The sequence below is a fragment of the Bradyrhizobium altum genome (genome assembly GCF_020889705.1).
GTDB lineage: Bacteria > Pseudomonadota > Alphaproteobacteria > Rhizobiales > Xanthobacteraceae > Bradyrhizobium > Bradyrhizobium altum.
The window spans coordinates 1-8,143 of record NZ_JACMYP010000335.1; the positions used below are offsets into that span (position 1 = coordinate 1).

An 8,143-nucleotide genomic window follows, 5' to 3' on the forward strand; every position below is an offset into this window, starting at 1 on the left:
ATGCGTACTTTTCTCCATTCTTGGCCGAGTTTCGAATTTAGTTCCTTGACGAGGATTGCCATTGGTCCGTCCCCTCCATCAACTGCTGAACTAGGTAGTTGACTGACGTTGCAAGCGTTACCTGAACGACCGATCGGTGCCGCCCATCGGACGACGGACGTTGCCTGTGCGTCCCCGCAGGCGCGGATGTCGCGGAGCGCGTTTCTCCATGACCTGCATCCATCATCACGTCATAGAGCTCTGGTAAACTGAACGGAGTTGATGCAACCTCAGGTGATAACAAAGCGAGACCCACATATGCGCCGCATGGTTTTGATTGGCTTTCTGTCATTGGCTCTCGGCATCGCGGCATCCCCGGCCCGCGCATGGTGGGACGAAGGGCACATGCAGATCGCTTACTTGGCGTACAAGCGCCTCTCCGATCCTGTCCGCGACAAGGCCGATGCCTTGCTGAAGCTCAACAAGGATTACGTGAAGTGGACCTCCGGTGCCGCCGATGACAAGACGGCGAAGATGTATGCTTTCGTTCATGCCGCGACTTGGGCCGACGACATCAAGACCAAGGAGTACGGCTATACGCGCGACGCGGTCACCAGCCCGACGGCCGGCCAGAACATCGGTTATTCAGATCACAACCAACATGCCTACTGGCATTTCAAGGACAGCGAGTTCACACCCGACGGTACGCCACTGCCCGCCGCGGCCCCAGTCGATTTCGTCACGCAGCTCAAGCTGATGATCGCCGCGCTGCCGGCGTCCTCCGGCGCATCCGACGATGTGCGCTCGTATGACCTCGTCTGGATCCTTCATCTCGTCGGCGACGCCCACCAGCCGCTGCACGCTGCCACCCGCTACACGCATGAGATCCCCGACGGGGATGCCGGCGGCAATGCGGAATCGGTGATACCGGCGAGCGGATCCAGCATGGCTCTGCACGCCTACTGGGACGCGATCTTCGGCGGTTACTCCTCGCCCTATGGCGCCATCTTCGACGCCGACGGCAAGGACGGGCTGTCGAGCGTCGGCGTCAACCAGGTCGAGGCGCAGATTGACGATCCCGCCGTCTGGGCTCAGGAAAGCGCGGACCACGCCAAACAATACGCGTACGTTCCGCCGATAAGCACTGGAAAGAATCCGGTCCTTCTGACGCGCGATTATGAGACGAGCGCCAAAAACCTGGCCCGCGCGAGGGCGGCGCTTGCCGCCGTCCGATTGGCCAATCTGATCGAGACGGCGCTCAAGTAGATTTTTTGCCAAATCCCGGCGGGCGACAATTTGGAGGACCAGACCATGTCGAGACTTTTCGCATCCATCGCCTTGTTCGTTACAGCCCTCCTTTGTGGGCCCGCCTTCGCCGCCTCGCCTTTGGCACAGCTGACGCCGACCTCCGGCACGCCGTTTTCTTCGGTCCCAAGCGCATCACCGCGGTCACTTCGCTGCCGCCGGTCAACGAGTTCAGCGTCAAGGCCGAGTTTCGTCCTTCGCCGCATTATCGGCAGCGCTCCGAGCATAACGGGTGCAGCTTTTATATATCGAAGGCCAGGCGGCCCGTAGCAGGCGGAATATGAGGCAGGGCTGCCGCGGAAAGCTGAAAAGCGCCGCCCAATCGTTAGCGCAATCACCCCAAGGAGGGCAAACTCCTCAGCGGAGACCCACTCAACGTCGTCAGCGGCTATCCGGTAGAGCTCATGAATCTGATCTGGCGACAGCAGAACTGAAATGACCACCGAAAGAACAACAATCCGCGGGAGGTTGGCTGAGGCGTGATCACAGCCAATACGACCAATTCCTGGTCTTGACGCCGGATTATTTTGTAGCTACAAAATAATCCGTGAAGATCATCTGGGACGAACCGAAGCGACTCGCGAATCTCGACAAGCACGGGATGGATTTCGCTGATCTCAACGAGAGGTTCTTCGATACTGCCGTCGTCCTGCAAGCAAAGCGCGACCGTTATCGCGCAATCGGCGTGAACATTCGCGGCGTCGTTTCCGTGATCTTTGCGGTTTACGGCAAGGAAGCTGTCAGCATCATCAGCATGCGCCCTGCCAGTAAAGCAGAAAGGGAGCTCTATGAAGCGAACCGTCGCTAAGAAGCGCTATAAGGCGAGCGATATGCGTGCCGTAAGTGATAACCCGGAATGGACTAAGAACGACTTCGCAAAGGCAAAAGCCTTCGATGAGGTCTTCCCAACAATGCGCAAGGGGCGCGGCCCCAATAAGGCGCCGACCAAGAAGCAGGTTTCGCTGCGGCTCAGCCCCGTTGTCCTGGATCATTTCAAGGCCGGCGGCCCAAATTGGCAAAGCAGAATTGACGAAGCGCTTGTGAAGATCGTCAAGCGAAAGACCGGATAACTTCGTCGGTTTTCCTGGACTGAAACACAGAAGGCCCGGCCGACGGCACTTTCGTCTTCCGAGGCGTCATCTCACTCGTAGATACATGAGGCGTCGTCTCGGGCCGCGAAGAATGTCCGCACCCCGACCTTATTACCCGTGCGCCGGAAGTGTTCGAAAGAAATTCCGGAGTGGTGGCTGAAAACATCGTAGTGTTCTCAACGGAACCGGTCAGGATGGCGAGTTGCCATCTGCAGGATCGGATCGCCCAGGCGCGATCCTGCATCGATGGCCTATTCAGGCATTTTCGTTCCTGATCATGCGCGCTCATCGGCCGAACGCGAGGCCAAGGATTGCGCCGATCCTGCTGTGGCCGGTGAGGGTCGATCCGGACGTCGGAAACCACGGTTACGTCACTTCAGGGTACTGCCGACTGCGACGGCACTCGAAGCAGCCCTGCGTCTGAACGAAGCGCGGCGCCGTCAGCTGCGTCGCCGCAAGTGATTCGAAGGCGGCCCGAAATCCATTGACGCTCCTGAATCTCAGAGTCCACGGTCACCGGATTTTGGGTCATCCGACTGTGCATCGCCGTTCGCGTCAATATTCTGCTGCAGTCCAATAGGTCCCGTCGGTCTTCCGGCGAATACAGAATATAGTTCCGCATTTAAATGCGTTCGATCACATGCGGGACACTCAAAACAAGGTAGCTACCCGCAGCGCATTGTTTTCGCCTATCTGGAGGAGGTTGCATTTTTTCTGCAATCTCGCGCAGAAACCCGCCGCAATCCGGCGAACATTGCGGCCGCCGCTGGGCAATGGCGGCCGGTGAGCTATGGCACCGCATGCATTCGCGACGCCCGGATTCCGGCCAATATCGACATCCCCTAGGGTCGGTCTTCATGGTTTGGCAGGGCTGAGCGCCACTTCGTATGCGATGGCCGCTCCTGTCCCCTGGTGAGATTGGATGATCTGCAGTTGCGGAAGTCTTCCCAAACACGAGCTGCGTCAACCTTTCGAAAGGCGACGGGTTCCTTTCAGTTGAATGAATCAATCAACACACGTAAGCTCTTGAGCTGGCAAATAGTCATTGCCGAACTGTTTTGAATGCTCATAGCCGAGGCGCGCCTTCAATCCGGCGAGCCGCCGCCCAATTTCCCATCGAGACGTTTTCATGACCTCACCAGAAGCCATCGACGTACTGATTCTAATCGCCCTAACCCAGGAAGCGGAGACGTTTCACGATTTGCCGTTTTATACGCTCAAGGAGGAGCCTCGACTGGGAGTTTTTCCGTATCACTCCTTTGAGTACGAAGACGCGAACGGCACCTCGCGGCGTGGCGCGTTGGTGAGCGTGGGCGAAATCGGCCTGCGCATCCGGGACGCGGCGCTTCGCTTTTCGGAGAAATTTTCACCCAAGCTGGTGTTGAACGTCGGCATTCCGCTCGGGTCGGTGATGTCGTCGTCCCCACTCACATCAATGTCATTGATTACCGAGCAGCTGCGCAGGATGACGAAAAGAACGGGTATGAAATACTTCCCGGCGGCAAACCGGCTCCCGTGAGCATCAGTGCCGGATACGTCGTAAACTCTGTCCCATTCAAGAAGAAGAACAAGCTGCCCAGCATTGCCAATTTCGCCAAAAGAACAGGTTACACCCTGGCCCCAAATGAGCGACGGCAGCTGAAAGAATGGGATGGCGCCAAGAACCTCGCCAAGACGCCGACCGTGGTGAGCGGCCCTTTTGCAGTCAGCAATCTGCTGATCAAATCAGCGCGCTTCAAAGAGTACGTATTGAAGAACGCGGATCGCAACTACGTTGCCGCCGATATGGAAAGCGGGCTTATTGCGGATGGCCTAATTACATTGACACCAGCGCCGCCATTTTATGCGGTCAGAGCCATCAGTGACCCGGCCACAACGAAGAAGCCGCAATACGATGCGATCGGCGACGGACTCATCCGCCGCTGGGCGATGTCGAATGCACTGGATACGGTCAAATTGCTCATCGCTGGGCCTAGTCTCTTTGGAGACGAGCGAAAGCTGAGCGGAGTTAGTGGCGTCCCAGAAGATTACAGTCCAGAGTATCCAGGACAACGAATACTAGGCGCGCCCACCACTTCCGATTTCGACGATCGGTTTTCGAATATGCGCGTTACGGTTTCGAAGAGAGATCATGGTGAGACCGTTCTTCCAATTCGGTTTTCGAAGCTCTTGAGCGAAATATTGGAAAAGCCCAGAGCCGGGTCGTTCCTGGTCCAGGGGCGCGGCGGCGGCGGAAAGACGGCCCTCCTGCGAGCGCTCCAGCTTTCAGTTAACGATGCGCACGAAGCACCCAAAACAGTGTTCCTCGACGCCCGCAAAATAATTAAGGAAGCCGGATCGGCCGATACCGTTTCGGTACTTCGAAGACGTGTCGATCGGGATGCTGCCGGCCTGGTCGACACAAAGGGCAGCGTTATTGTTTTTCTGGATGGGTTGATCGGAACGGACAGCGAGCGCCCGATCATCGAGGCGCTTTCTCGGCTGCTCGCGCGCAACGAGCCAACGCTGGTGCTTGGGTTCGGCCTTGATCACTATGAACTCCAAGCGGACTCAAATGATTACCCTCCGACGCCTTACCTTCACAACAGAACGCACGATCGTACGGTCGACCTGAAAGCGATCTCAATAAACGATGATGCTTTAGCAACAGCGGTTATTAGCGGCATCGTCCGAACGAGCGGAACGAGCACGAGCGAGCCACCAGAGCCGATCCTTGCTGCGCTTCGAACGCTCGGGTTTCTTTATCTCAATCATTTCGTGGTATCCATATATCTACACAATGCCGGTAAGATGGCTTTCGAAGGCAAGAACAGCTCGGCCTTTGTGATCCAATCGATGCAAAACCTCTATGGCGACCTATACGGCCGCTTTACGAGCCGGCAGTTCAACCTGCTTTGCGTAGCAGCTCTGCGGTCTTACTGCCGGATCCTGGTGAAAAGTGCCGGATCTGCAGAGCTTGCGACCGCGCACGGCCGATACGAGAGCGACTTCGCGCTTTTTCCGCGCATTGTCCAGACCGCGCTGATCGCCAAGGCCGTCGTCTATATCCTTGGCGAATTCGCCAATCCAAAGAGTAGCAGCGCCATCTTCAAGTCTACGGGTATTAACGAGGAGCTTTTTCTGTCATTGGTGTTTGGCAATGACGTCAACAGCGCGGTCAAGGATCTCATGGCGGACCAACGCGTCGAGGACGCAGTGCTATCCGCGGCGCACAAGATCTCGGACACCCTCGAGCCGGCTTCACTTTCGTATGCTTTGTATCTTTTCGGACGCGCGCGCTCGGAACGGGGCAGGCTCCGGGCCGAAAAAGCTTTCGAGACAGCCGCGCAAGTGTTGCTGGATCCAGGCACAATATCGCCGAGCGAGCAGACCAAATTCTGGCGGCTCGCAAGGCGCTCGCTCTATATCAGCCGCTCGCTAAATGGCGACAAGAAAGCAACCGACTCGTACATTGCCGCCGTCATCAGCGACCCATATGAAGATCGCTTGAACCGAAGCTTTCATCTCGAATACTACCGTGATCACAATGCCACAGGCGTTACAGTGGCACTCGACCATGAAGATAGAGGAGGTAATTTGCGTCGTACTCGCCAATTGCTTGGACGACGGATAGAGGCCGCAATAAGCAGCGGAACGACAGGCGAATACGATCGAATCTGCATTCTCACGTATTTTTCGCTGGTCCGGTATCGTCATGAACTCGCGAAACTATCAACAGAACAGCGGGAACAGGAGGCAGATCTCATAAAGAGGCTCATGGCCAGCAACGTGACGTTGGGCCCGGAGCTTTCAGCCTTTGTAATCATGGTTGAACACGCACTTTCGCGCGACCTCTACTCAAGCCTTGATGCGGTGGTTGAACTATTTGCCACGAAAGCAATACCGCGGATCGGGTGGGTTGATCGCCAGATGACGAGCGAAAAGCAGGTCGTGGAAAGTGTCGCTTCGCACGTCTATGGTGCGATGCTTCTTGTCGATCTTTTGAGCGAACGACTGACGCCAAAACTCGAACCGAAAGAAACAACCCAGATCATCCGGATCCTTCTGTACCACGATATCGCAGAAGCCTATATCGGCGACTACCGCCCTACCGACGGCGAGACGAAGTCAAAGGAGATACCGACGATGCATCGCATCGCCGCGCCAGCCACCTATCAGCATTTACCTGGCCTGGCCGCCTCGTTCAGTCACTTTCAAAGGTTCGAGACAGGGGCCGATCGGTGCGCCAGCCTGGCTCGCGATTTTGACAAGCTGGACGCGGTTTTCCAGGCGCTAGTCTATGCTAGTCATTTTCCCTCGCTCGACAATCGACGGCAGTTCGTCACCGGCAACAAGGAGCGGATCACAGATCCAACCCTTCGCGAGATCGCGGATGAGATCTGGCGCCGCATTGAAAAAATACCATTAAAGGCCACAACCGCCGTCTCCTGATAAACTTTGCATGATCCGACGAGCGCTATCGCTGTGCCCTTCGAAACCAAGAACGGCGGCGAGTGGCGGCACGCCGGCCAACACCTCTCGCGGACCCGATACCTGATCGCTCCGCCTCCCATCTCCACTCCGTTGGCTGGAGAAACCGCGAACTCGTTGGATAACGCCCGCGACGTCATCAAGAGAACCAAGCAAGTTCTTTACCTGATGCAACTCAACGTTTAGCTTATTGAAATATTTGGGGGCTGATACATGCATTGCGATAAAGCCTTTTCGTTCTTGTTAGCATTTTCACTTGCGGGCTGCGGAACTCAACTGCCTGACTTGACCAGCCAGCAGGTACTTCCTCGGGACCGATTGATCGGCGCAATACACTGCGAACTCGCCGACGCCATCCGAGAACAGCTTCTTCATAGGACCGATCGCCGTTTCCTGATCGACTGGCAAGCTGCTTACACAATTACACTCAAAGGCAACGAGACCGGCACACTCGCAGCGGATGCCAACAAAATTCCGCTTCCCTTCGATAGGGGTGCCTCTTCCGTCCTCATCTCGGCCGGTGCTGATGTCAAGGGCACGGCAAACCGCACCGCGGTCCTCAAATTCAGCCTGAACGTCTCGGATATCGATCTTCGTGCTGCCCCTTGCGCCGAGACTTATGCAACAGGAACTCATCCTTTTCTGCGCGGCAACATCGGCTTTGGTCAATGGCTGAACGAGGCGCTCGATACGAGCATCTCGGATGGCTTCATTGCACGCCATCCGGACCGCCTCACCAGTGTCGGCCATACGTTCCAATTTGTCGTGCTTGCGACGGCCGGCGTCAATCCAACGTTCACGATCGCGCCGCGGCCGATAACGATTAACCCGTCTGTCGGCGTGTCGCGGGAGGAAGACGACAGTGTCGACGTCGTGCTGGCCAAGAAATCGTCCGGAGGTAGCGGCACTACGACAGTCTCAAAGGTGAAAACACCCGACCAGGTGAGGAACGTCGAACAGTACAGAAGGGAAAATGAGAACGCCCGACAGGCGATCGCGCAGGCGGATGCCTATCTCGATACGGCGGACGGCCGTCGGCTCGCGCAGCTTCAGGCACAGATAAAAGGCAAGGAAGCAGCGATCACCAGTCTCGGTGTTGCATTACCCAGCGGGCTGGCGGCGCCCAATAACCTGGAGGTGCCGAACGACCTAGCCGCGCCGCTGGCGGAGAAGGCTCGACGCGAATTCTCAGAGCTGCAGGGCCTCAAGAATCAGTTTGCGACAACCGGAGGGGCCGAACTGGAGAGGAAGCAACGCGAGCGGACGACAGGCGAGAATACGATCGCAGAGAACCAGGT

At 56.8% G+C, this 8,143-nt stretch carries 6 protein-coding genes; all 6 read left to right on the plus strand.

From position 1 onward, the window contains the following. Positions 1–297 precede the first annotated feature (297 nt). Positions 298–1,245, plus strand: a complete 948-nt coding sequence (locus H8B02_RS42340) for a S1/P1 nuclease (RefSeq protein ID WP_229171634.1) — start codon at positions 298–300, stop codon at positions 1,243–1,245. Between the two features lie 586 nt (positions 1,246–1,831). Beyond that, entirely contained in the window at positions 1,832–2,092 is a 261-nt protein-coding gene (locus H8B02_RS42345; RefSeq protein WP_229171635.1) for a BrnT family toxin, read from the plus strand. After that, positions 2,073–2,354 carry a BrnA antitoxin family protein gene (locus H8B02_RS42350; RefSeq protein WP_229171637.1) on the plus strand — a complete coding sequence of 94 codons (282 nt, stop codon included), beginning with the start codon at positions 2,073–2,075 and terminating at the stop codon, positions 2,352–2,354. Before H8B02_RS42345 ends, H8B02_RS42350 begins: the two co-directional genes overlap by 20 nt. A 1,150-nt stretch (positions 2,355–3,504) precedes the next feature. Then, entirely contained in the window at positions 3,505–3,894 is a 390-nt protein-coding gene (locus H8B02_RS42355; RefSeq protein WP_229171639.1) for a hypothetical protein, read from the plus strand. Further along, positions 3,891–6,806, plus strand: coding sequence for an HD domain-containing protein (locus H8B02_RS48730; RefSeq protein ID WP_229171641.1), 2,916 nt, complete (start codon positions 3,891–3,893; stop codon positions 6,804–6,806). Before H8B02_RS42355 ends, H8B02_RS48730 begins: the two co-directional genes overlap by 4 nt. A 252-nt stretch (positions 6,807–7,058) precedes the next feature. Continuing rightward, positions 7,059–8,143: hypothetical protein (locus H8B02_RS42365; RefSeq protein WP_229171643.1), on the plus strand; the 1,085-nt coding region annotated here is incomplete at its 3' end.